The organism is Stenotrophomonas sp. GQ19, from assembly GCF_059758695.1.
Map to the genome: position 1 here is coordinate 142300 of NZ_JCAXES010000004.1, position 22024 is coordinate 164323.

Sequence of the window (22024 nt, forward strand, 5' to 3'; positions counted from 1 at the left end):
TTGCAGCCACGCAACGATGGCCGTTGCGTCCCAACGCGCGCCAGGCGCTGGTGGCGCTGCTGGGGCTGGTGGCTGGCCTGACGGTGTTCATCGCGTTGCAGCGTGTCGTGGTGCCTCGGTATGTCTGGGTCACCCGGCTGGACGAGCAGATTCCGTTTGTTGCGCAGTCCTGGTGGCTGTATGTGGCGTTCTTTCCGTTCGTCGTGCTGGCCGCGGCCTACGCCAGCGCGGACCGGTTCCGCCGTTTCAGCAGTGCTACCTGCTTGGCCTTCGGTGTGGCCCTGGTCTGCTTCTGGCTGTTCCCCGAACATGTGCCGAGGCCCGATCCCGGCACGATCGACAATGCCTTTCTCCAGCAGCGCCTGGCCCGGCTTTGGCAGCTGGATCTGCCGTCCAACGGGTGCCCCAGCCTGCATGTCGCGGTGACGTGCCTGGCCTGTGCGGCGCTCTGGAACCGCCCCGGCAGGTGGGGGATCGGCCTTGCCGGACTGCTGATCTGCCTGTCGACCCTGACACTCAAACAGCACACCGCAATCGACGTCGTCGCCGGCGCACTGCTGGCGCTGGCCTGTACGCTGGCCACTTACCGACAAGGACGCGCTGCCCATGTGCCCGCCTAGATCACGTGCCGGCGACAATGCGGCGCTGAATCGCTTTGCCCCTGACCCCAGCCTGTTCGTCGTCAACCCGTGGACCGGCCTGCTGGCCCTGCTGGGCGACTGGGGATTGATCGTGGCGGCATTCGTGATGGCCATCGTGGTGCCGCATCCACTGACCTACCTGCTGGCGGCACTGGTCATCGCCCGCAGCCAGCTCGCCCTCGCGGTGATCATGCATGAGAGCGCCCACGGGCTGCTGTTGCCCCGGCAGCGGTTGAACGACTTGGTCGGTCAGTGGGCGGCCGCCGGGCCGCTGTTCATTTCGCTGCAGACCTACCGCGCCGGGCACCTCAAGCACCACCTGCATCCCATGCGCCATGACGACCCGGTGGCGGCGGTGTTCGGGCTGGCCGACTACCCGCAGCCGCGGGGCACGGTGGCCATGCGACTGCTGGCCGATCTATGTGGCATTGGCTACCTCATCAGTGCGTTCAAGCTGGTGCGCGGCGACTACAGCGCGATCATGCCTGCGGTGGACAAGTCGCGTAGGACGTTGGCCTGGGAGGTCGGTTCCATGCTGGCCAGCAACGCGCTCCTGTTCGGCCTGCTCGCCTGGTCGGGGCATCCGCTGCTGTACCTGGGCCTGTGGTTGCTGCCCGCGATCACCCTGCTTCCCTTCATGGGGCGGGTCAGGGCGATCATGGAACACGCCGGGCTACCGGCCTGCGACGATCAGAGCCGCAACGCGCGCAGCATCGTGCGCCGGAACTGGCAGACCTTTGTGTTCGGCCCGCACGCGGTCCACTACCACATCGAACACCACCTCTACGTGCGCATGCCTTTCTACCATCTGCACCGCGTCCATGCCGACCTGGTGGCGCAACGGTTGATTCCCGGCGAAAACCTTCATGACGGTTACATCGGGGTGCTGCGCAGCGTCACGCGCACGGTGCCGGATACGCCGCCGGTCTGATCCGGCCGCGATGCGCGCTGCCCGGCCGGCGCACCTTCACAGGCTGCGCCCGACGCGGGAGGCAGCATGCAGGCTCTGCTCCTGCCCGGATGCCTGCGATGCCCGCCCTGGTCCCGCCCGGTCGCCTCCCCCTGGCCTGCGTGGCGGCCGTGTTGCTGCTCGCCGCCTGCCACCCTGCGCCGCCTGAAGCCCTTGGCACCCTCGAATGGGACCGCATCACCGTACCGGCGCCCGCTGCGGAGACCATCGTCGCGGTCTCGGTGGTGGAAGGGCAGCATGTGTCCGCTGGCGCCCCCTTGCTGCAACTGGACGCCACCCGCACCGCCGCGCAGCTGGCCGCATTGCAGGCGCAGTCGCAACGCGCCGGACAGGCGCTTGAGGAACTCGAGCATGGCCCGCGGGTGGAAGACATCGCCCAGGCCCGCGCCAATCTGGCCGCCGCGCGCGCACAGGCTGCGGACGCGTCGGCGTACTACGCCCGCCTGCAGCCACTGGGACGGCAGCGCCTGGTGGCGGCGGCCGACGTCGACCGCGCCCGCGCCGCCGCCGGCAATGCAACGGGCGTGGTGCAGGCCGCCGAACAGGCATTGCTGGCGTTGCAGCATGGCACCCGCGCCGAGCAGGTGGCCCAGGGCGCCGCGTCGTTGCAGGCCGCGCAGGCCCAGCAGGACGAACAGGCGGTTACGCTGGGCAAGCTGGCACTGGTGGCACCGCGCACCGGGGTGATCGACGCGCTGCCTTACCGGCTGGGGGACCAGGCACCGGTGGGCGCGCCGCTGGCCGTGCTGCTGGTGGGTGACCATCCGTATGCGCGGGTGTACCTGCCCTCGGCGCTGCGCCCGTCGGTGGTGGTGGGGCAGGCGGCCCACGTTTACCTGCAGGGGCGCGACGGCGCCCTGGCCGGTCGGGTGCGGGCGGTGCGCAGCGACCCGGTGTTCACCCCGTACTACGCGCTCACCGGTGAGGACGCGGCGCGGTTGAGCTACCTGGCCGAAATCGAGCTGGTCGGTACGGACACCGCCGCGTTGGCCCGGTTGCCCGCCGGGGTGCCGGTGCGGGTGACGTTCTGATGCTCCCGACGGCGCCGGCCGATCCCGCTGCGGCCGTACTGCCCGAACCGGCGGGGGCAGAGCCACTGGCCATCCGCGCCCGCGGCCTGACCAAGCGCTTCGGTGACCTGGTGGCCGTCGATCACGTCGATCTCAGCGTGCCGCGCGCGAACGTCTACGGCTTCCTTGGCCCGAATGGTTCGGGCAAGTCCACCACCATCCGCATGCTGTGCGGGCTGCTCACCCCGAGCGAGGGCGACATCGAGGTGCTCGGCCTGCGCATTCCCGAGCAGGCCGAAGCGCTGCGCAGGCGCATCGGCTACATGACCCAGCGCTTCTCCTTGTTCGACGACCTGACCGTTCGCGAAAACCTGGAGTTTCTTGCCGCCGTGCAGGACATCCCGCGCGCTGCGGCACGCCAGCGCATCGACGCGCTGGTGGCGCAGTATCACTTTGAAGACCGCCAGAGGCAGCTGGCCGGAACCCTGAGCGGCGGCCAGAAGCAGCGCCTGGCACTGGCCGGGGCGGTGATCCAGCAGCCCGAGCTGCTGTTCCTGGACGAGCCCACCAGCGCGGTGGATCCGGAGTCGCGCCGCGACTTCTGGGAGAAGCTGTTCGACCTGGCCGATGCCGGCACCACGCTGCTGGTGTCCACCCACTACATGGACGAGGCCGAACGCTGCCACCGCCTGGCCATCCTGGACCAGGGCGCATTGGTGGCCGACGGCAGCCCCGCCGAGCTGACCGCCGCGCTGCAGGGCCGCACCCTGGAGGTGGCCGCTCAGCAGCCGCGGCAGGCCCAGCGCCTGCTGGCCGGGCTGCCTGGCGTGCTCAGCGTGGCCCAGATCGGCAACACCCTGCGCGTGCTGCTGGCGCACGCCGGCGAAGGTGAGGACCGCATCCGCCAGGCGCTGCGCAGCGGCGGGCAGGGCGCCGAGGTCGTGCCGGCGGCCGCCAACCTGGAAGACGTGTTCGTGTCGGCCACGTGCGGACGCGACAGCACTGCGGCGCAGGGCGCCTCGCCATGAGCCTGCGCCGGTTGTGGGCGATCGTGCTGAAGGAGCTGCGCCAGATGCGCCGCGACCGCATCACGTTGGCGATGATCGTGGGCATCCCGGTGATGCAGCTGGTGCTGTTCGGCTATGCCATCAATCTCAACCTGCGGCACCTCGACACCGGCGTGGCCGATCAGGCCGGAACCTCGGCCTCACGTGCGCTGCTGATGGACATGGTGGCCACCGGGGTGATCCACCCGATCCTGCGCGTGGATACGCCCGAGCAGCTGGTGCAGGCGCTGCGCGAGGGACGCATCAGCATCGGGGTGGTGGTGCCGCCGGATTTCGAACGCCGCCGCTTCGACGGCCGCGAGGCCGTCCAGGTGATGGTGGACGGCAGCGACACCGTGGTGCAGAGCGCGGCGGTGCAGCTGGCGCAGGTGCCGTTGAGTACCCAGCCAGTGGGCAACGATCGGCCGTTGCGCAGCGGCGCGGTAGCCAGTGCCGGGCAGATCAGCGTGGTGGCGTTCTACAACCCGCAGCGGCGCTCGGCGATCAACATCGTGCCGGGGCTGATCGGCATCATCCTGACCATGACCATGGTGATGTTCACCGCCGTGGCGATCGTGCGCGAACGCGAGCGCGGCAACATGGAGCTGCTGATCGCCACGCCGTTGACCCGCAGCGAACTGATGATCGGCAAGGTGCTGCCGTATGCGGCGATCGGGCTGGTGCAGACCACGCTGGTGCTGCTGCTGGGCATGTGGCTGTTCGATGTGCCGGTGCGTGGCAGCGTTCTGGACGTGTACCTGGTGGCGATGCTGCTGATCACCGCCAACCTGTCGCTGGGGCTGTTGATCTCGACCAAGGCGCAGTCGCAGTTCCAGGCCATGCAGATGACGATGTTCGTGTTCCTGCCGTCGATCCTGCTGTCCGGCTTCATGTTCCCCTTCGCGGGGATGCCCAGGGTGGTGCAGTGGCTGGCCGAGGTGCTGCCGCTGACCCATTTCCTGCGGCTGGTGCGCGGCATCATGCTGCGGGGCGCGCGCTGGTGGGAGCTGTGGCCGGAGGTGCTGGCCCTGCTGGCCTTCATCGCGGTGATGATGACCCTGGCGATCCTGCGCTTCCGCAAGCGGTTGGATTAGCAACGCCGACCGACGGTGGGCATGTGGCAACAATGATCCGGAGTGCCGACCAACGGTCGGCATCTACCGGGGCCGGCGGATACGGGCCAACGGTGGGGTAGGTGTCGACCGTTGGTCGGCACGCCGTTACGCCGTCACCATCCGCGCGCGCAGCGAATTGCTGTATGCCTCGGTGATCACCACGTCGACGAACTGGCCCACCAGGCGCGGGTGGCCGGGGAAATTCACCGAGCGCATGTTCTCGGTCTTGCCGGTCAACTCGTTCGGGTCGCGCTTGGACGGACCTTCCACCAGCACGGTCTGCACGGTGCCGACCATCTTCGCCGAGATGCCGGCGGCATGTTCATTGATCCGCGCCTGCAGCCGCGACAGCCGGGCGTGCTTCTCGGCGTCGCTGATGGTGTCTTCCAGATCGGCCGCGGGCGTGCCCGGGCGGCGCGAATAGATGAAGGAGAAGCTGTGGTCGAAGCCGATGTCCTCGATCAGCTTCATGGTCTTCTCGAAATCCTCGTCGGTCTCGCCGGGGAAGCCGACGATGAAGTCCGAGCTGATCGAGATGTCCGGGCGCACCGCCCGCAGCTTGCGGATCTTGGCCTTGAATTCCAGCGCGGTGTAGCCGCGCTTCATCGCCGACAGCACCCGGTCGCTGCCGGCCTGCACCGGCAGATGCAGGAAGTTGGCCAGCTGCGGCACGTCGCGGTAGGCGTCCACCAGCGAGTCGCTGAACTCCAGCGGGTGCGAGGTGGTGAAGCGGATCCGGCCCACCCCGTCGATCTCGGCGATGGTGCGGATCAGCAGGCCGAGATCGGCGAACTCGCCCTCCCCATACGGGCCGCGGTAGGCGTTGACGTTCTGGCCGAGCAGGTTGATCTCGCGCACGCCCTGGGCGGCCAGCTGGGCCACTTCCACCACCACGTCCTCGAACGGACGGCTCACTTCGGTGCCACGGGTATAGGGCACCACGCAGAACGAGCAGTACTTGGAGCAGCCTTCCATGATCGACACGAAGGCCGAGCCACCGTCGGCGCGCGGCTCGGGCAGGCGGTCGAACTTCTCAATCTCCGGGAAGCTGATGTCCACCTGCGACTTGCCCGACTCGCGCCGCTGCCGGATCAGCTCGGGCAGGCGGTGCAGGGTCTGCGGGCCGAACACCAGGTCGACGTGCGGGGCGCGCTTGATGATCGCCTCGCCTTCCTGCGAGGCCACGCAGCCGCCCACGCCGATGATCACGCCACGGCCGTTGTTCTTCAGCGCCTTCCAGTAACCCAGCTGGCTGAACACCTTCTCCTGCGCCTTTTCGCGGATCGAGCAGGTGTTCATCAGCAGCACGTCGGCCTCGGCCGGGTCGTCGGTGAGCTCCAGGCCTTCGGCGGCGGCGAGCACGTCGGCCATCTTGGACGAGTCGTACTCGTTCATCTGGCACCCGTGGGTCTTGATGTACAGCTTGCCGCGCACCGGTCCGTCCACCTTCGGCCGTGAGCCGGGCAGGGGGATCAGGTCGGGGCGGGGCGAATCGGGCGAAGCGGAGGCAGGCAAGGCGGAGCCGGGCGAAGTCGGCGCGGTCGAAGCTGGCGTCCCGGTCATGGCGCTTATTCCAGTCGGGTGGGCGGGCAGGCAGCCGGGAAGGCTGCTGGGAAGCCGCCCATTGTAGCGGGGAAGGGGGGAGGGCGCCGGGCGCCCGGGCCGGCCCGCGATGTGACGGCCGTCGGGGTTGGAGCCGGCGGTCCGTCAGTGGCGCGTCAAAGACTTGGCAACGCTCCGTTAACTTGGGACACTCGCCGCCATGAAGGGGATCTTGGGGATCGCTGCGCTGGCCTTGGCTGCGCTGACCGCTTTGCCGGCCAGTGCGGGCACCCTGTACAAGTGCATCGGGGCCGACAACATTCCCAGCTACGTCAGCAAGCGGGTGGCGGGCGCATCCTGCAGCGTGGTCAGCAGTTACCGGCCCGGCCGGGACGCCCCACGCCGGTACGTGCCGCCTGCACCGACCCCGTCCGCTGTCGTTGCGGCACCGGCCGCCAGCCCGGCCGCGGCCGATCGCGCCAGCACCGGCACCGCACTGACCGCCAGCGCCCCGGCCCAGCCGGCCACCGTGCTCAGCGCCCCGGCGGCGGCGCCCGCCTCGAGGCCCAACAAAGCCGGGCGCGTGGTCAACGGCCAGGTCTATTCCTACATGAAGGACGGGGTGCGCCACTACACCAGCGCCCGTCCCACCCAGCTGGCCAGCCTTGGCCAGGTGCGCACCATCCACTACAGCTTCATCGAGCGCTGCTACGCCTGCGGCGCCAACCCGGGGGTCAACTTCGGTTCGGTGCGGCTCAACACCACGGCCTTCCAGACCGAAATCGCCGCCGCTGCGCGCGAGTTCGGGGTGGAAGAGGCCGTCGTGCGTGCCATCATCCATGCCGAATCGGCCTACAACCCGACCGCGCTCAGTCGCGCCGGCGCCCAGGGCCTGATGCAGTTGATGCCGCCCACCGCGCGGCGCTTCGGCGTCACCGATTCCTATGACGCAGCGCAGAACATCCGCGGCGGCGTGCAGTACCTGTCGTGGCTGCTCAAGCGCTTCAATGGCAACCTCACCCTGGCCGCAGCCGGTTACAACGCCGGCGAGGGCGCGGTGGATCGCCATGGTGGCGTGCCGCCCTACAGCGAAACCCAGTACTACGTGAAGCGGGTGGCGCAGTTGGCCGATCGCTACCGCGGTGCGCAGGCCACCACCCAATGAGGCACCGCGCCCATGGCGCTGGCGGCCCTTCATGGCGTAATGTCCTGCAGTAATGTTGTTCCGTAGTACCGCGTTGTGTGGCCGACTTCGGTTCAGCTACACTCGCGGCAGATTCAATGTGGACTGGCCCCCACCGGTCCACTGGCAGCCTCAAGCTACCTAAATCAATATCGGAGTGCCGGATGGCCAACGATGGGGTAAACGATCCAGTCAACACCGGACGTCGACGATTCCTTTCAGCAACCACCGCGGTGGTCGGAGCAGTCGGCGTCGGATTTGCAGCGGTACCGTTCATCAAGTCCTGGAATCCCAGTGCCCGCGCCAAATTGGCCGGTGCCCCTGTGATTGCCGATATCAGCGCCCTGCAGGAAGGCCAGCGACTGGTCATGGAGTGGCGTGGACAGCCGATCTGGATCGTCAAGCGTTCCAAGGCCATCCTGGAGGCACTGCATGGCCTGGACGATCGCCTGAAGGATCCCGAATCCGGCGAGAAGGACCAGCAGCCCGAGTACGTGCTCAAGCAGAACCCGGAGTTCCGTTCGATCAAATCCGACGTGTCGGTGCTGGTCGGGCTGTGTACCCACCTGGGCTGCTCGCCGGAAATGGTCGCCGAAATCCGTCCCGAGCCTTACGACCCGCAGTGGAAGGGCGGTTACTTCTGCCCGTGCCACAAGTCGCGCTTCGACATGTCCGGTCGTGTGTTCAAGGATGTTCCGGCACCGATCAACCTGCTGGTGCCGCCGCACCATTACCAGGACGACAACACCATCATCATCGGCGTTGACCCGCAGGGGGCGGCTTGATCATGGCCAACATCGTTACCCGCACCGCCACCGGCGTCGCCGACTGGGTCAATGCCCGCGCACCGGGCCTGATGCCGGTCTACCGCAAGCATGTGAGCGAGTACTACGCGCCGAAGAACTTCAACATCTGGTACTACTTCGGTTCGCTGGCGCTGTTGATCCTGGTCAACCAGATCGTGACGGGCATCTTCCTCACGATGCACTACAAGACCAACGCCGCCGAAGCGTTCGCCTCCATCGAATACATCATGCGTGATGTGGAGTGGGGCTGGCTGATCCGCTACATGCACTCCACCGGGGCCTCGCTGTTCTTCATCGTGGTCTACCTGCATATGTTCCGCGGGCTGCTGTACGGCAGTTACCAGAAACCGCGCGAACTGGTGTGGATCCTGGGCATGCTGATCTACCTGGTGCTGATGGCCGAAGCCTTCATGGGCTACGTGCTGCCCTGGGGCCAGATGTCGTTCTGGGGCGCCAAGGTGATCATCTCGCTGTTCGGCGCGATCCCGGTGATCGGGACCGGCCTGACCGAGTGGATCATGGGCGACTACCTGCCCAGCGACGCCACCCTCAACCGCTTCTTCGCCCTGCACGTGATCGCCCTGCCGCTGGTGCTGTTGCTGCTGGTGGTGCTGCACCTGGGCGCGCTGCACGAGGTGGGCTCCAACAATCCCGACGGCGTGGAAATCAAGAAGGGTCCCAAGGGCAACCGCTGGTCGGCCACCGCGCCTACCGATGGCATCCCCTTCCACCCGTATTACACGCTCAAGGATGGCGTGGGCGCCGGGTTCCTGTTGATCATCGCCGCCTTCATCATCTTCTTCGCCCCGGCCTTTGGGGGTCTGTTCCTGGAACACGACAACTTCACCGAGGCAAACCGCCTGGTCACGCCCGAACACATCAAGCCGGTCTGGTACTACACCCCGTACTACGCAATGTTGCGGGTGGTGCCCAACAAGCTCGGTGGCGTGCTGGTGATGTTCTCGGCCATCGCGATCCTGTTCCTGGTGCCGTGGCTGGACCGTGCGCGGGTCAAGTCCTACCGCTACCGTGGCTGGCTGTCGCGGGTGCTGCTGGGCGTGTTCGCGGTGTGCTTCGTCTGGCTGGGCGTGATCGGCTCGGGCCCTGGCACCGACGCCCACGAAACCTATGTGGGCCGCGTGCTGACCTTCCTGTACTTCGCCTTCTTCATCACCATGCCGCTATGGACCAGGCTGGACAGGACCAAACCGGTACCGGATCGGGTGACCACGCATGACTGACCACTGGATTGTCCGGCTGGCCTGCGCGGCCGCCCTGATGTTGAGCAGCGCCATCGCCGGTGCCGCCGAGGGCGGCAAGACCCTGCAGGCCGGCAACGACCTGAGCGACCGGGCCTCGCTGCAGCGTGGCGCGCAGCTGTACATGAACTACTGCTCGGGGTGCCACGCGCTGAAGTACCTGCGCTATTCGCGCATGGCTGCCGATCTCGGGCTGAGCGAGGACGAGGTGATGAACAACCTCAACTTCACCGGCACCCCGATCGGCGAGCAGATCCCGGTGAGCATGCCCAAGGCGCAGGCGGAAAAGTGGTTCGGCAAGATGCCGCCGGACCTGAGCCTGATTGCCCGAGTGCGTGGCAGCGACTGGGTGTACACCTATCTCAAGTCGTTCTACGTGGATCCGTCTCGGCCCCTGGGCTGGAACAACAGCCTGTTCCCGAATGCGTCCATGCCCAACCCGCTGTGGGAGATGCAGGGCCTGCAGCACGCGGTGCACGGCAAGGCGGAAAGCCCGGGCGCCGACCCGCCGGTGATCGGCCTGAAGATCGAGCAGCCGGGCAACGTGGATGCACAGCAGTACGACCAGACGGTGCGCGACATCACCAACTTCCTGGAGTACGCCGGTGAGCCGGCTGCGCTCAAGCGCCAGAAGCTGGGCGTCTGGGTCATCCTGTTCCTGGCCCTGCTGACCTTCCTTGCCTACCTGCTCAAGAAGGAATACTGGAAGGACGTGCACTGAGCCTCCAGGCGCCACCGAGCGTGGATCGATCCCGGCAGGGGTCGATCGGCCTATTGGCTTTTGTGATGGGCGGTTGCACACTCGGGTACTGTGACGACCGCTGGCAATGGGCTGGCGGCGCCGATACGACCGGCGGTTACCGGACGTTGGAGAGCCTTTGATGGCGGCGAGCGTACGCATGCGAAACACCTTGACGCTGTTTTCCTCGAACGACGATGTCCTGTGCCATCGCGTGCGCCTGGTACTGGCTGCCAAGGGCGTGAGCTACGACTTCGTCCCGGTCGACCCGCAGAATCCGCCCGAGGACCTGATCGACCTCAACCCGTACCACTCCGTGCCCACCCTGGTGGAGCGCGAGCTGGTGCTGTACGCGGCATCGGTGGTCAGTGAGTATCTGGACGAGCGCTACCCGCACCCGCCGCTGATGCCGGTCGATCCGCTGTCGCGCGCGCGCATCCGCCTGGCGATGCTGCGCATCGAACACGACTGGGTGCCGCAGGTGCAGGCCATCCAGCTGGGCAACAAGACCCAGGCCGAAGCCGGTCGCAAGCGGCTGAAGGAATTGCTGACCAGCGCGGTGCCGCTGTTCAAGGCCAGCAAGTTCTTCCTCAATCCGGAGATGAGCCTGGCCGACTGCGCCATGGCCCCGATCATCTGGCGCCTGCAGTCGCTGGACGTGCCGTTGCCCAAGGACGGCAAGTCGATCGAAGACTACGGCAACCGCATTTTCCGCCATCCCGGTTTCATCCGCAGCCTGACCGACCAGGAAAAGAAGCTGCGCGATCTGCCGGGTTGACCGGGCGCACCGGCGCTGTCAACGGGCCGGTGCACTGAATGAAAACGCAGGGCGGGCGCGCGCGGAGGCTGACCTGCGGGTAGGCGGGCGCGTACACTTGTCACTACGCAATCGGATCCCCGCAGCCGAGCAAGGCTCGGCTCTACCCCATGACTGAAGACACTTTCCGCATGACCAGCCACCGTCCGTACCTGTTGCGGGCCTTGGTGGAATGGATCAATGACAACGACCTGACGCCGCATATCCTGGTCGACGCCGGGATGCCGGGCGTGCAGGTGCCGCAGAGCGCGGTCAAAGACGGCCGGGTGGTGTTGAACATCGCCGAACGCGCCGTGGTACAGCTGCACATCGACAACGACGGCGTGAGTTTCTCGGCGCGCTTTTCGGGCACCAGCTACCCGGTGCACGTGCCGATTTCGGCCGTGCTGGCCGTGTACGCGCGCGAGACCGGGCAGGGCATGGCCCTGCCGGATGACATCCCCGGCCACGAGCCGGGCCCGGAGGATGAGCTGCCGCCGGACGACAGCCCGACCCCGCCCGATGACGTGCCGCCCAAGCCCAGCGGCCGCCCGCATCTGCGCGTGGTGAAATAGAACACGCATGGCCGCCGCAAGGCGGCCATTCCACGTAGAGCCGACCGTTGGTCGGCTGCTCTCCGCAGGAATCTACGGTAACCCACCCGGTAGAGCCGACCGTTGGTCGGCTGCTCTCTGCGGAAATCCACGGCAACCGAACGACGGCAGCCGACCAACGGTCGGCTCTACGACAAAATGCGGGGCACGTCAGCCGACCAACGGTCGGCTCTACCGCGGGATGCGGGATGCTTCAGCCGACCAACGGTCGGCTCTACCCCCGGGGGTCAGACGTCTTCGGCGCCGCTGGTGTCCACGCTGCGCCGGATCTCGCTGATGCGGGCCGCCGACGGGCCGACGAACGACACCAGCTCGTCCCCGCGCAGCACCATGCGGCCGCTGTGGCGGTCCACGCCATCGTGCGAATACTCGAACTTGAACGTGCGCTCCCAGCCCAGCCAGCCGTTGGGCTTGCGGCAGACGCGCAGCCCGGTGGAATGCACGCTCTGGTCCAGCCATTGCACATCGGCGGCGCGGCAGGCGTTGCGGCCCAGCTCGCCGGCACGCTCGGCGGCGGCGCGTGCAGAGTTCCAGAACGCGTACGCGAACGCACCGGCAATCATCAACAGGATCAAACTGGGCATGGGTGACTCGGGACGTTCTGAGCGGCTGGAACCCCCAAGATGGCGGCGAACCGTGCCCGGATCAAGCCAGGTACGCGCCCGTCATCCGTCGGTACGAGGCGTGGCAGCGGGCAATGGCACGGGAGGTTGGGGTGGCGTAGCCGGTAACGACGACGGCCGTGCCGGGACCGGTGCCGACCCCGGCGCAGCAGGCGACACCGGCACCGGGCGTGGCGGCGCTGTGGGCGAGGGCGGGAGCGCCGCGGGCGCGGTGGCCACCAGTTTCAGAAGTGCGGCCCAGTCCTGCCGGTTGAAGTTGCATTCCTCTTCGCGGCCCGGCGTGCATCCCAGTTCCATGCCATCGCTGGCATTGGCCTTGGCCGGCGGCAGTTCGATACGGCCGCTGCGGTCCAGCGACAGCTTGCGCATCGCCACGGTGTTCATCACGTTGCCGCCGATCAGGTACAGGGTGCGGTCGCCGCCCATGTTGGCCGCGATCACCACCTCGCAATGCGACTTCCAGTGGGTCACCGCGCCACTGCCCAGCGACTGCACCAGACCGCTGTAGCTGAGCGCTTCCCGGCGATCGCGCAGGTAGCACAGCAGGTCGCCCGGCGCGGGCTTTTCCTGCGCCGGATCGGTCATCCGGTACGGCCCGCTGTTCTGGTACGCCGCGCGGATGTAGTCGATATGCCGGGGTGAGCGGGTAAAGCCCGGCACGCTGGCGCGGGTCATCACCCAGGAAATGAAGGCGGCCGACCATGGGTTGTCGATCAGGAACGCCCGGCAGTCGGTATCGGTGTAGCGCGTGCCCGGCGGGGCCATGCAGCTGGTTGCACCGGGCTGCCCGCCCATCGGCGACAGCGTACCGCTCTGGCGCCAGTACCCCACCACGCGTTGCCAGGCGACCATGCCGTTGTCGGCGAGGTGCACGTCCTCGGCCTCGGTCGCGCTGATGCTGGCCACGCGGCCGTCGCGGTCGATGAACGGGCGATACCAGAGCCGATGTTCGTTGCAGGCGGTCTGCACGATGTTCACCGCCAGGGGGCTCAGCCCGAACCGGGGCGGGATGTCGCAGACCTCGGCCGCGGACGCGGTGGCCGGCAGCAGTGTCGCCAGCGGCGACAGGCACGCAAGCAGGAACAAGGGGCGCATACGCGCTCTCCGGGTGGGGGCAGGGCAAGCCTCGCAGACCCGGTCTGCCGATCCCGTGAACGCCGCGCGCCGATGCCGCACGACCAACGGTCGTGCGGCATCGGCGGGGTGGGTGTCGACCGTGGGTCGACACGCGCGCCTCAACCCGGCGGCGGGCCCAATTTCAACGACAGGTCGATCGCCTGCACGTGCTTGGTCAGGCCGCCGATCGAGATGCAGTCCACCCCGTCCTCGGCGATCGCGCGCAGCCCGTCCAGGCCCACGCTGCCGGAGACTTCCAGCGGAATCCGCCCGGCCGCGAGCCGCACCGCCTCGCGGCGCAGATCGGCGTCGAAATCGTCGATCAGAATGCGCTCGCAGCCCACGGCCAGCGCTTCGCGCAACTGGTCCAGATCCTCGACCTCGACCACCAGCGGCAGCTGCGGCCACTGCGCCCGTGCGGACTGCACCGCCGCCGTGAGCGAGCCCGCGGCGCGGATGTGGTTTTCCTTGAGCATCACCGTGTCGAACAATCCCAGGCGATGGTTGTCACCGCCGCCACAGCGCACCGCGTACTTCTGGGCCACGCGCAGCCCGGGCAGGGTCTTGCGGGTGTCCAGGATGCGTGCGCCGGTGCCCGCCACGGCGGCCACGTATCGCGCCGTCGTGGTGGCCGTCCCTGACAGCGTCTGCAGGAAGTTCAGCGACGTGCGTTCGGCGCTCACCAGGCTGCGGTTGCGCCCGTGCAGGATCGCCAGCACCGTACCGGCGGCAACGTGGTCGCCCTCGGCCACCCGCCAGTCGATCTGGACCTGCGGGTCCAGGGCGCGATGGGTGGCGTCGAACCACGGCCGGCCGGCGATCACCGCGTCCTGCTTGCACAGCAGGTAGGCGCTGTCGGGGCGGTCGGGCAGCAGTGCGGCGGTGACATCGCCGCTGCCGATATCCTCGGCCAGCGCCCGTGCCACATCGGCCGTTACCCCGGCGGCATCGGGTGCCGCAAGCTCGGCCCGGCTCATTTTTCCGGGAAGTCGGCGATCTGCGCGGTGGCGATGGCCTCCTCGGCCAGCAGCACCGGAATGCCATCGTCGACGCGGAACACCTGCTTGCGGTCGCGGGTCAGCAGCGCCTCGCGCAGGGTCTGGGTCTGCGCACTGCCGTCGGCCTTGAGCACGGTCCCGGCGCCGATGGCGCGGTTGAGTGCCTCCAGGCCCTTGGCGTCCAACAGGGACAGGGGCTGGCGGGTGTCGGGCGAGCACAGCAGGTCAAGCAGCTTGCGATCCATGGATTCTTCGTCTTGCGTGGAAGATGGCTAGAATACGTCTTTAAGGCAGGTGACGGCCAATGACCCCCAACCAATCCGCGCCGCTCGTCGGCATCGTCATGGGTTCCCGCTCCGACTGGGAAACCATGCAGCACGCCGCCCAGAAGCTCGATGCGCTCGGCGTTCCCTACGAAGTGAAAGTCGTGTCGGCACACCGCACGCCGGACGTGCTGTTCACCTATGCCGAACAGGCCGGTGAGCGCGGCCTGCGCGCGATCATCGCCGGTGCGGGGGGCGCGGCCCATCTGCCGGGCATGATCGCGGCCAAGACCGCCGTGCCGGTACTCGGCGTGCCGGTGCAGTCCAAGGCCCTCAACGGGATGGACTCGCTGCTGTCGATCGTGCAGATGCCGGCCGGCATCCCGGTGGCCACCTTCGCCATCGGCAATGCGGGCGCCTCCAACGCCGCGCTGTTCGCCGCGGCCATGCTGGCCCCGGAGCAGCCGGCCATCGGCCAGGCGCTGGACGCCTTCCGCGCCCGCCAGACCGAAGACGTCATGGCCCACGACGACCCGCGTCAATGAGCATGAAGACCGTTGGCATCCTGGGTGGCGGGCAGTTGGCCCGCATGATGGTGCTGGCTGGCGCACCGTTGGGCCTGCGTTTCGAGCTGTTCGACCCGGCCGCTGATGCCTGTGGTGCCCAGGTGGCGCCGCTGCAGGTAGCCGCGTTCGACGACGAGGCCGCGCTGGCGGCATTCGCCGCCCGCGTGGACGTGGTCACCTTCGATTTCGAGAACGTGCCCGCGCACAGTGCCCGCTTCCTGGCCGAGCGCGTGCCGGTGTATCCCAATCCGGATGCGCTGGCCGTGGCCCAGGACCGCCTGAGCGAAAAGACCCTGTTCCAGCAGCTGGGCATTCCGCTGCCGCCGTTCGCCGACATCCGCAGTCGCGACGAGCTGGCCGCCAAGGTGGCCGAGTTCGGCATGCCGTGCATCGTCAAGACCCGCCGCCTGGGCTACGACGGCAAGGGCCAGTTCCGTATCCGCAGCGCGGCCGACATCGACACCGCCTGGGCCACCCTGGGTGACTACGTCGACAAGACCGGCCTGATCCTGGAAGGCTTCGTCGCCTTTGATCGCGAGGTCAGCGTGATTGCGGTGCGCGCTCGCGACGGCCAGTTCCGTGCCTGGCCGGTCACCGGCAACTGGCATGTGGACGGCGTGCTGTCGGCCAGCCTGGCCCCGGCCCGGTTGAGCCCGGCCCAGCACGAGGCGGCCATCGGCCATGCCCGCGCGCTGGCCGAGCGGCTGGACTACGTGGGCGTGTTCGCGCTGGAGCTGTTCTGCCGTGGCGATGAACTGCTGGTCAACGAGATGGCGCCGCGCGTGCACAACTCCGGCCACTGGACCATCGAAGGCAGCGAGACCTCGCAGTTCGAGAACCACCTGCGTGCGGTGCTTGGCCTGCCGCTGGGCGACACCCGCATGCTGGGCCAGGCCTGCATGCTCAACTGGCTGGGCGCGATGCCCGCGGCCGCCGCCGTGCTGGGCCAGCCCGGTGGGCATTGGCACGACTACGGCAAACAGCCGCGCGACGGCCGCAAGGTCGGCCACGCCACGCTGCGCGACGACGATGCGGGCGCGCTGGCCGATGTGTTGGACCACGTGGGCGGTCAGCTTGATCGCGGTGCCCAGGTCGCCCCGGTGGTTGCGGCGCTGCGCGGGTAGAGCGGTGGCAGGATGCCGGCGCCCCGGTCACGACCAACGGTCGTGACCTACCGGCGTCTGCTGGTACCCAGCTCTCCCGAAACCCGGGTAGGTACCGACCGTTGGTCGGTACACACAGCCCTCCCGAAACCCGGGTCGGCACACCCACCCGCGTCGGCGCATCAATCGCGCAGCTGCGCCGCCACGAAGTCCCAGTTGACCAGCTTCCAGAACGCCTCCAGGTAGCGCGCCCGCTCATTCTGGTAGTCGGTGTAGTACGCGTGTTCCCACACGTCGCACGCCAGCAGCGGCGTGCTCTGCCCGGTCAGGGGCGTACCGGCGTTGCGCGTGGACTGGATCGCCAGCGCGCCGGTCGGGTGCTGCACCAGCCATACCCAGCCCGAGCCGAACAGGCCCAGCGCGGCGCGCTCGAACTCCTCGCGCAACCGGCGCACGTCGCCGAAGTGGCGGGTCACCAGTTCGCCCAGCCGGTCCTTCGGGTCGCCGCCGCCGCGCGGATGCAGGCACTGGAAGTAGAACGCGTGGTTCCAGGCCTGGGCGGCGGCATCGAACAGGCTGCCCTGGCTTTGCCGCACGATGTCCTCCAGTGGCAGGTCGGCCAGCTCGGTGCCTTCAATGCGCGCGTTGACCGCCTCGATATAGGCGCGATGGTGGCGACCGTGGTGCAGGTCCAGCGTTTCGGCCGACAGGTGCGGCTGCAGGGCGGTGCGGTCGTAGGGCAGGCGGGGCAGGTCGAGGGGCATGGCTCGCATTGGATTGGGGACGGGGGCGCCGGTGGCAGGGCCGGAAGGCTTACAATGGCGCTGAGGGAAGTCTATCCGACCGGCCAGGCCGGGTTGTCCCACCCGCAGGGAGAGTCGTTGTGGCGGTGATGCAGCAGATCCAGACCGAAGTGGAGCGTTACCCCCTCGTGTTGTTCATGAAGGGCACCCCCCAGTACCCCATGTGCGGGTTCTCCAGCCGGGCGATCCAGGCCCTGATGGCCGCCGGCGCGGTCGCGCTGCGCACGGTCAACGTGCTTGAGGAACCGGAGGTCCGCGCGAACCTGCCGCGCTTCTCCAACCTGCCCACCTTCCCGCAGCTGTTCATCCACGGCGAACTGATCGGCGGCTGCGACATCGTGCTGGAACTGTTCGAATCGGGCGAGCTCAAGCGCATCGTGGAAGAGGCGTCACTCCCATGAGTGCGGTCCCGTCCGTTGTGGTCGGGACTGGATCGCTTGCCGATCGCGTCATCCTCATCGCCGGTGCCGGCGGTGGCTTCGGCAGCGCCGCTGCCGTGGCCTGTGCCGAGGCCGGGGCCACGGTGGTCCTGCTGGGGCGCAAGCCGCGCCGGCTCGACCGGGTGTACGCGGCCGTCCAGGCCGCCGGCCCCGAGCCGCTGCTGTACCCGATGGACCTGGAAGGGGCCACCCCCGACGACTACGCCGCACTGGCCGAGCGCCTGCAGAGCGAACTTGGCCGTCTGGACGGCCTGCTGTACTGCGCCGCCGACTTCGCCGGCCTGACCCCGTTCGAACTGGCCGACCCGGCCGCCTTCGCCCGGGCGGTGCACGTCAACCTGACCGCCCCGGCGTGGCTGGCCCAGGCCTGCCTGCCGCTGCTGCGCCAACGTGACGATGCCGCACTTGTGTTCACCGTGGACGATCCCGGGCGGGTAGGGCTGGCGTACTGGGGCGGCTATGGCGCCGCCCAGCACGGCCTGCGCGGCCTGATCAGCAGCCTGCATGACGAGCTGGGCCGCAGCACGGTCCGGGTCAGCGGCCTGCAGCCGGGCCCGATGCGCACGGCCTTGCGTGCCCGCGCCTTCTCGCTGGATGAAGACCGCAGCGCCCGCGATCCGGCCGACTGCGCGCAGGCCGCCGTGCTGCTGCTCTCAGCCGCCGGTGCGCCCCACCGCGGCCAGATCCACACCCCCGCCGCGTAGCGCCGGGCTCTGCCCGGCTCTACGGGTTCGCCGACCACGGCCCAAGCCGGGCAGAGCCCGGCTCTACGGGTTCGCGCGCTGTCATCTCCCCGCCATTCAGCCGGTTCATCCTGAATGTGAAGAAAGCGTCACGATACCGTTGTGATGGCGTGTGTTTTGTCGCCAAACCGTCACAATCCGAAGCTACCGTGTTAATCTAGTGTTAACCGTTGCGGCTGAAACCAGCCAGCGGCTAGGGAACCCAGATCAAAAGTCCAGTCAGCCGCCAGCAAGGCTGCTTGGGCGCGTTTTTTTCTCCGCCATCCCCAATCTCGCATCGAGGCTATCCCCAAAATGACCCACCTCCGGATGTCCAAGCTCACTCTTGGTCTCGTGGCTGCACTTGCCGCCGCTCCCGCCTTCGCCCAGAGCACCTCTGCCGGTGTCGGCGGCCAGGTCACGTCCGCCGCAGGTTCGCCTGTCGTCGGTGCCGAAGTCACCATCACGCACACCGAGTCGGGCACCGTCAGCCGCGCCACCACGGATGCGTCGGGTCGTTACAACGCGCGCGGCCTGCGCGTGGGTGGTCCGTACACCATCACCATCAACAAGGCCGGTGAAGGCACCAAGACCGAAGACGGCGTTTACCTGAACCTCAATCAGGTAAACACCGTCAACGCCAACCTGGCCGGTGACATGGCCGCCGGTGCCACCAACCTCGATGCCGTGCAGGTCGTGGCCGTGGCCGGTGGTTCGGAAATCTTCAGCGCCTACAAGATGGGCACCGGCACCAACGTTGATCGCCAGACGATCGAGTCGCTGCCGTCGGTCAACCGCAACATCCAGGATTACATCCGCCTCGACCCGCGCATCTCGCAGGTCAGCAAGGCCGACGGTGCGATCTCGGTCGGTGGCCAGAACACCCGTTACAACGCGATCCGCATCGACGGCATCGGTGCCGGCGATCCGTTCGGCCTGGAATCCAACAACCTGCCGACCGAGCGTCAGCCGGTGTCGATGGATGCGATCCAGGAAATCAACATCGACATCGCCAACTACGACACCACCATCGCCGGTGGTACCGGTGCGGTGATCAACGCGGTGACCAAGTCGGGTACCAACAACTTCGGCGGCACCGTGTACTACGCGTACCGCGACAAGGACATGGTCCGCAAGGATCTGGAAGGCGTCCGCTTCAACGGCTTCGATGACGAAAAGACCTACGGCATGACCCTGGGTGGTCCGATCATCAAGGACAAGGTCTTCTTCTTCGCCAACTACGAGAAGATGGAGCGTTCGGCCCCGGGCGTCAGCCTGACCGACTCGCCGTACGGCAAGGGCAGCATCACCGATGCCGACATTGCCCGCGCGCAGCAGATCGCCACCGGTTACGGCTTCGATGCCGGCTCGCTCAACGCGCCGTCGAACAAGACCGAAGTGGAAGAGTACGCGCTGAAGGTCGACTGGAACATCAGCGACAACCACCGTGCCGCCGTGCGTTACAACAAGCTCGAGCAGAACGTGGTCCGCTTCCCGCAGATCAGCAGCAGCGCCGTGTCGCTGAGCAGCTTCTGGTACCAGCAGCCGAAGACCTACGAATCGTGGATGGGCGAGCTGTTCAGTGACTGGTCCGAGAACTTCTCGACCGAGTTCAAGCTGTCGCACAAGGAATACACCTCGATCCGTACCACCCCGTCGAGCCTGCCGCAGATCCAGGTGCGTGGCTTTGGCGTCGGCGGCAATGACTCGCTGTACTTCGGTACCGAGCAGAACTCGCACGTCAATGCGGTCGAGAGCAAGGAACTGAGCGCCTTCGGTGCCGCTACCTGGTATGTCGGCGACCACACCGTCAAGTTCGGTTTCGACTACTCCGACAACGACCTGTTGAACTACTACGGCCGTAACGTCAATGGCGCGTACATCTTCAACACCCTGGCTGATTTCGAAGCGAACCGCGTCAATCAGTACGTCGTGCGTGCCCCGCGTGCCGGCGGCAGCTACGACGACATTCCGGCCAAGTACACCCTGAAGAACACCGGTGTGTTCATCCAGGACAGCTGGGCGGTCAACAGCAACCTGACCGTGCAGGCCGGCGTCCGCGTCGACATGCCGGACTTCAGCTCGCAGCGGCTGTACAACCCGCGCATCATGCAGCTGTACGGGTACGACAACACCCAGCTGCCCGATGACAAGCTGGTGCAGCCGCGCTTCGGCTTCAACTACACCTTCGACAGCGATCGCCCGACCCAGCTGCGCGGCGGCGTGGGCCTGTTCGGTGGCGCGGCCCCGAACGTGTGGCTGGCAGGTGCCTACCAGAACACCGGCCTGAACTACATCGAGTACACGGTCCGCAACCAGAACGGTATCTTCACCCCGGAAACCGATCCGCCGTACATCCCGGCGTCGGGTGCGGGTGCGCGCCAGAACGTGGACATTGCCGCGCCGGACCTCAAGCTGCCGTCGGTGTGGAAGACCAACCTGGCCTTCGATCATGAGCTGCCGTGGTACGGCATCGTCGCGTCGGCCGAGTTCCTGTACACCAAGGTCAACAACGGCATCTACTTCGAGCGCCTGGACCTGCGTGGCAAGAATGGCGACGTTGCGGCTACCCGCATCGGTCAGGATGGGCGTGAGCTGTATTGGAACCCGCAGGGCTACGTCCCGTGCGTGGGCGCCACCTGCTCGATCCGAGAGGGTGCGACCGCACCCGGCGGTGGTGTCGTCGGTGGCAAGTACAACCGTCCGGATGACATTGGCGACGTTCTGTTGATGAAGAACACCGACAAGGGCAGCAGCCGCCAGTTCACCGTCGGCCTGAACAAGCCGCTGACCGAAAACTGGGGCTGGTCGCTGGCCTACACCTACACCGCCGCGACCGAAGTCAGCCCGCTGACCAGCTCGCAGAACACCTCCAACTGGGGCAGCACCCTGATCGGCACCGCCAACGAGAACGTGGCCTATGACTCGCGCTATGCGATCAAGGACCGTATCACCGGCTCGATCAACTGGAAGAAGGCGTTCTTCGGCGACTACAACACCTCCGTGGGCCTGTTCTATGAAGGCCGTTCGGGTCGTCCGTTCAGCTACATCTACTACAACGACATGAACGGCGACGCTGCGTCCACCTCGGGTGCCGGCGTCTTCAACGACCTGTTCTACGTGCCCAACGGCTACGGCGACGTCAAGTTCACCGGCGGCGCGGCGATGGAAAAGGCCTTCTTCGACTGGCTGGCGGCCAACCCGCAGCTGGAGAAGTATCAGGGCCAGATCGCCCCGGCCAACGCCTTCCGCACCAAGTGGACCAACAGCTTCGACGTGCATATCGCCCAGGAATTCCCGGGCTTCATGAAGGAGCACAAGGGTGAGCTGGCGCTGGACATCATGAATGTCGGCAACCTGATCAACAAGAAGTGGGGCAAGATCGAGGATTACGGCTTCAACTCGACCGCCCGCGTGGCCAGCTATGCGGGTATCGACCCGGCGACCGGCAAGTACATCTACAACTTCAGTTCCGCCGATGCCCCGCAGATCCAGGAAAACAACAACGACAAGGGCAACACCGGCGTGTCGCGCTGGTCGATGCAGCTGACCCTGAAGTACAAGTTCTGATCCAGCGAGCTTGACGTGTAATTGAAAACGGCCGGGGAAACCCGGCCGTTTTTTTGTGGCACCTCGCCCGTGTGTATCGGTCTTCTTGCCACATGGGTC

22 protein-coding genes are annotated in these 22024 nt (G+C 67.2%); 16 read left to right on the plus strand and 6 right to left on the minus strand.

The features are described from left to right. The first annotated feature begins 23 nt into the window (after nucleotides 1–23). The 5 genes from AC6CHL_RS09825 (at nucleotide 24) to AC6CHL_RS09845 (ending at nucleotide 4761) form a co-directional block, all read left to right on the plus strand. Nucleotides 24–620, plus strand: coding sequence for a phosphatase PAP2 family protein (locus AC6CHL_RS09825; RefSeq protein ID WP_498294265.1), 597 nt, complete (start codon nucleotides 24–26; stop codon nucleotides 618–620). Then, on the plus strand, nucleotides 607–1572 hold the full coding sequence (locus tag AC6CHL_RS09830; RefSeq protein ID WP_038689290.1) for a fatty acid desaturase family protein: 966 nt from the start codon (nucleotides 607–609) through the stop codon (nucleotides 1570–1572). The genes AC6CHL_RS09825 and AC6CHL_RS09830 overlap by 14 nt, the downstream gene beginning before the upstream one ends. 98 nt (nucleotides 1573–1670) lie before the next feature. Continuing rightward, the gene (locus AC6CHL_RS09835; protein ID WP_498294266.1) at nucleotides 1671–2642 is read left to right on the plus strand and encodes an HlyD family secretion protein; all 972 of its coding nucleotides are present in this window, start codon (nucleotides 1671–1673) and stop codon (nucleotides 2640–2642) included. Between the two features lie 71 nt (nucleotides 2643–2713). Beyond that, nucleotides 2714–3649, plus strand: a complete 936-nt coding sequence (locus tag AC6CHL_RS09840) for an ABC transporter ATP-binding protein (protein ID WP_498294371.1) — start codon at nucleotides 2714–2716, stop codon at nucleotides 3647–3649. Next, the gene (locus AC6CHL_RS09845; RefSeq protein ID WP_038689288.1) at nucleotides 3646–4761 is read left to right on the plus strand and encodes an ABC transporter permease; all 1116 of its coding nucleotides are present in this window, start codon (nucleotides 3646–3648) and stop codon (nucleotides 4759–4761) included. Before AC6CHL_RS09840 ends, AC6CHL_RS09845 begins: the two co-directional genes overlap by 4 nt. 126 nt (nucleotides 4762–4887) lie before the next feature. Here the strand turns inward: AC6CHL_RS09845 and miaB are convergent, their stop codons facing one another. Further along, nucleotides 4888–6345 (minus strand): tRNA (N6-isopentenyl adenosine(37)-C2)-methylthiotransferase MiaB, encoded by a 1458-nt coding sequence (gene miaB, locus AC6CHL_RS09850; RefSeq protein WP_498294267.1) that lies wholly within the window; start codon nucleotides 6343–6345, stop codon nucleotides 4888–4890. 199 nt (nucleotides 6346–6544) lie between these two features. On the opposite strand from miaB, the gene AC6CHL_RS09855 reads away from it, so the two are divergent. The 6 genes from AC6CHL_RS09855 to AC6CHL_RS09880 all read left to right on the plus strand — a co-directional run bounded on the left by AC6CHL_RS09855 (nucleotide 6545) and on the right by AC6CHL_RS09880 (nucleotide 11682). Further along, nucleotides 6545–7489: a lytic transglycosylase domain-containing protein gene (locus AC6CHL_RS09855; RefSeq protein ID WP_448133352.1), complete on the plus strand. Its 945-nt coding sequence runs from the start codon at nucleotides 6545–6547 to the stop codon at nucleotides 7487–7489. Nucleotides 7490–7671: 182 nt separating this feature from the next. After that, on the plus strand, nucleotides 7672–8292 hold the full coding sequence (gene petA, locus AC6CHL_RS09860) for a ubiquinol-cytochrome c reductase iron-sulfur subunit (protein WP_038689281.1): 621 nt from the start codon (nucleotides 7672–7674) through the stop codon (nucleotides 8290–8292). 2 nt (nucleotides 8293–8294) lie between these two features. Further along, nucleotides 8295–9554, plus strand: coding sequence for a cytochrome b (locus AC6CHL_RS09865; protein WP_498294268.1), 1260 nt, complete (start codon nucleotides 8295–8297; stop codon nucleotides 9552–9554). Continuing rightward, on the plus strand, nucleotides 9547–10293 hold the full coding sequence (locus AC6CHL_RS09870) for a cytochrome c1 (protein WP_038689278.1): 747 nt from the start codon (nucleotides 9547–9549) through the stop codon (nucleotides 10291–10293). The genes AC6CHL_RS09865 and AC6CHL_RS09870 overlap by 8 nt, the downstream gene beginning before the upstream one ends. 160 nt (nucleotides 10294–10453) lie before the next feature. Then, nucleotides 10454–11089: a glutathione S-transferase N-terminal domain-containing protein gene (locus tag AC6CHL_RS09875; protein WP_038689276.1), complete on the plus strand. Its 636-nt coding sequence runs from the start codon at nucleotides 10454–10456 to the stop codon at nucleotides 11087–11089. Nucleotides 11090–11238: 149 nt separating this feature from the next. Next, nucleotides 11239–11682 carry a ClpXP protease specificity-enhancing factor gene (locus tag AC6CHL_RS09880; protein ID WP_038689274.1) on the plus strand — a complete coding sequence of 148 codons (444 nt, stop codon included), beginning with the start codon at nucleotides 11239–11241 and terminating at the stop codon, nucleotides 11680–11682. Between the two features lie 266 nt (nucleotides 11683–11948). Here AC6CHL_RS09880 and AC6CHL_RS09885 read toward each other — a convergent pair whose 3' ends face one another. The 4 genes from AC6CHL_RS09885 to AC6CHL_RS09900 all read right to left on the minus strand — a co-directional run bounded on the left by AC6CHL_RS09885 (nucleotide 11949) and on the right by AC6CHL_RS09900 (nucleotide 14703). Beyond that, a complete protein-coding gene (locus tag AC6CHL_RS09885; RefSeq protein WP_038689272.1) occupies nucleotides 11949–12305 on the minus strand; it encodes a DUF3301 domain-containing protein in 357 nt (118 codons plus the stop codon). 81 nt (nucleotides 12306–12386) lie between these two features. Beyond that, on the minus strand, nucleotides 12387–13439 hold the full coding sequence (locus tag AC6CHL_RS09890) for a DUF2272 domain-containing protein (RefSeq protein WP_498294269.1): 1053 nt from the start codon (nucleotides 13437–13439) through the stop codon (nucleotides 12387–12389). Nucleotides 13440–13579: 140 nt separating this feature from the next. Beyond that, a complete protein-coding gene (gene nadC / locus AC6CHL_RS09895) occupies nucleotides 13580–14437 on the minus strand; it encodes a carboxylating nicotinate-nucleotide diphosphorylase (RefSeq protein ID WP_448133356.1) in 858 nt (285 codons plus the stop codon). Then, nucleotides 14434–14703: a Trm112 family protein gene (locus AC6CHL_RS09900; RefSeq protein ID WP_498294270.1), complete on the minus strand. Its 270-nt coding sequence runs from the start codon at nucleotides 14701–14703 to the stop codon at nucleotides 14434–14436. Before AC6CHL_RS09900 ends, nadC begins: the two co-directional genes overlap by 4 nt. A 59-nt stretch (nucleotides 14704–14762) precedes the next feature. On the opposite strand from AC6CHL_RS09900, the gene purE reads away from it, so the two are divergent. Further along, entirely contained in the window at nucleotides 14763–15266 is a 504-nt protein-coding gene (purE, locus tag AC6CHL_RS09905) for a 5-(carboxyamino)imidazole ribonucleotide mutase (RefSeq protein ID WP_498294271.1), read from the plus strand. Between the two features lie 2 nt (nucleotides 15267–15268). Continuing rightward, nucleotides 15269–16411, plus strand: a complete 1143-nt coding sequence (locus AC6CHL_RS09910) for a 5-(carboxyamino)imidazole ribonucleotide synthase (protein WP_498294372.1) — start codon at nucleotides 15269–15271, stop codon at nucleotides 16409–16411. Between the two features lie 161 nt (nucleotides 16412–16572). Here the strand turns inward: AC6CHL_RS09910 and AC6CHL_RS09915 are convergent, their stop codons facing one another. Further along, the gene (locus tag AC6CHL_RS09915) at nucleotides 16573–17154 is read right to left on the minus strand and encodes a superoxide dismutase (protein WP_498294272.1); all 582 of its coding nucleotides are present in this window, start codon (nucleotides 17152–17154) and stop codon (nucleotides 16573–16575) included. A gap of 119 nt (nucleotides 17155–17273) precedes the next feature. Between AC6CHL_RS09915 and grxD the strand changes: the two genes are divergently transcribed. The 3 genes from grxD to AC6CHL_RS09930 all read left to right on the plus strand — a co-directional run bounded on the left by grxD (nucleotide 17274) and on the right by AC6CHL_RS09930 (nucleotide 21925). Continuing rightward, complete coding sequence (gene grxD, locus AC6CHL_RS09920) at nucleotides 17274–17594, plus strand: Grx4 family monothiol glutaredoxin (protein ID WP_038689261.1); 321 nt, start codon at nucleotides 17274–17276, stop codon at nucleotides 17592–17594. Then, nucleotides 17591–18337, plus strand: a complete 747-nt coding sequence (locus tag AC6CHL_RS09925; RefSeq protein WP_498294273.1) for an SDR family NAD(P)-dependent oxidoreductase — start codon at nucleotides 17591–17593, stop codon at nucleotides 18335–18337. Before grxD ends, AC6CHL_RS09925 begins: the two co-directional genes overlap by 4 nt. A gap of 333 nt (nucleotides 18338–18670) precedes the next feature. After that, a complete protein-coding gene (locus tag AC6CHL_RS09930; protein ID WP_498294274.1) occupies nucleotides 18671–21925 on the plus strand; it encodes a TonB-dependent receptor in 3255 nt (1084 codons plus the stop codon). The last annotated feature ends 99 nt before the right edge of the window (nucleotides 21926–22024 follow it).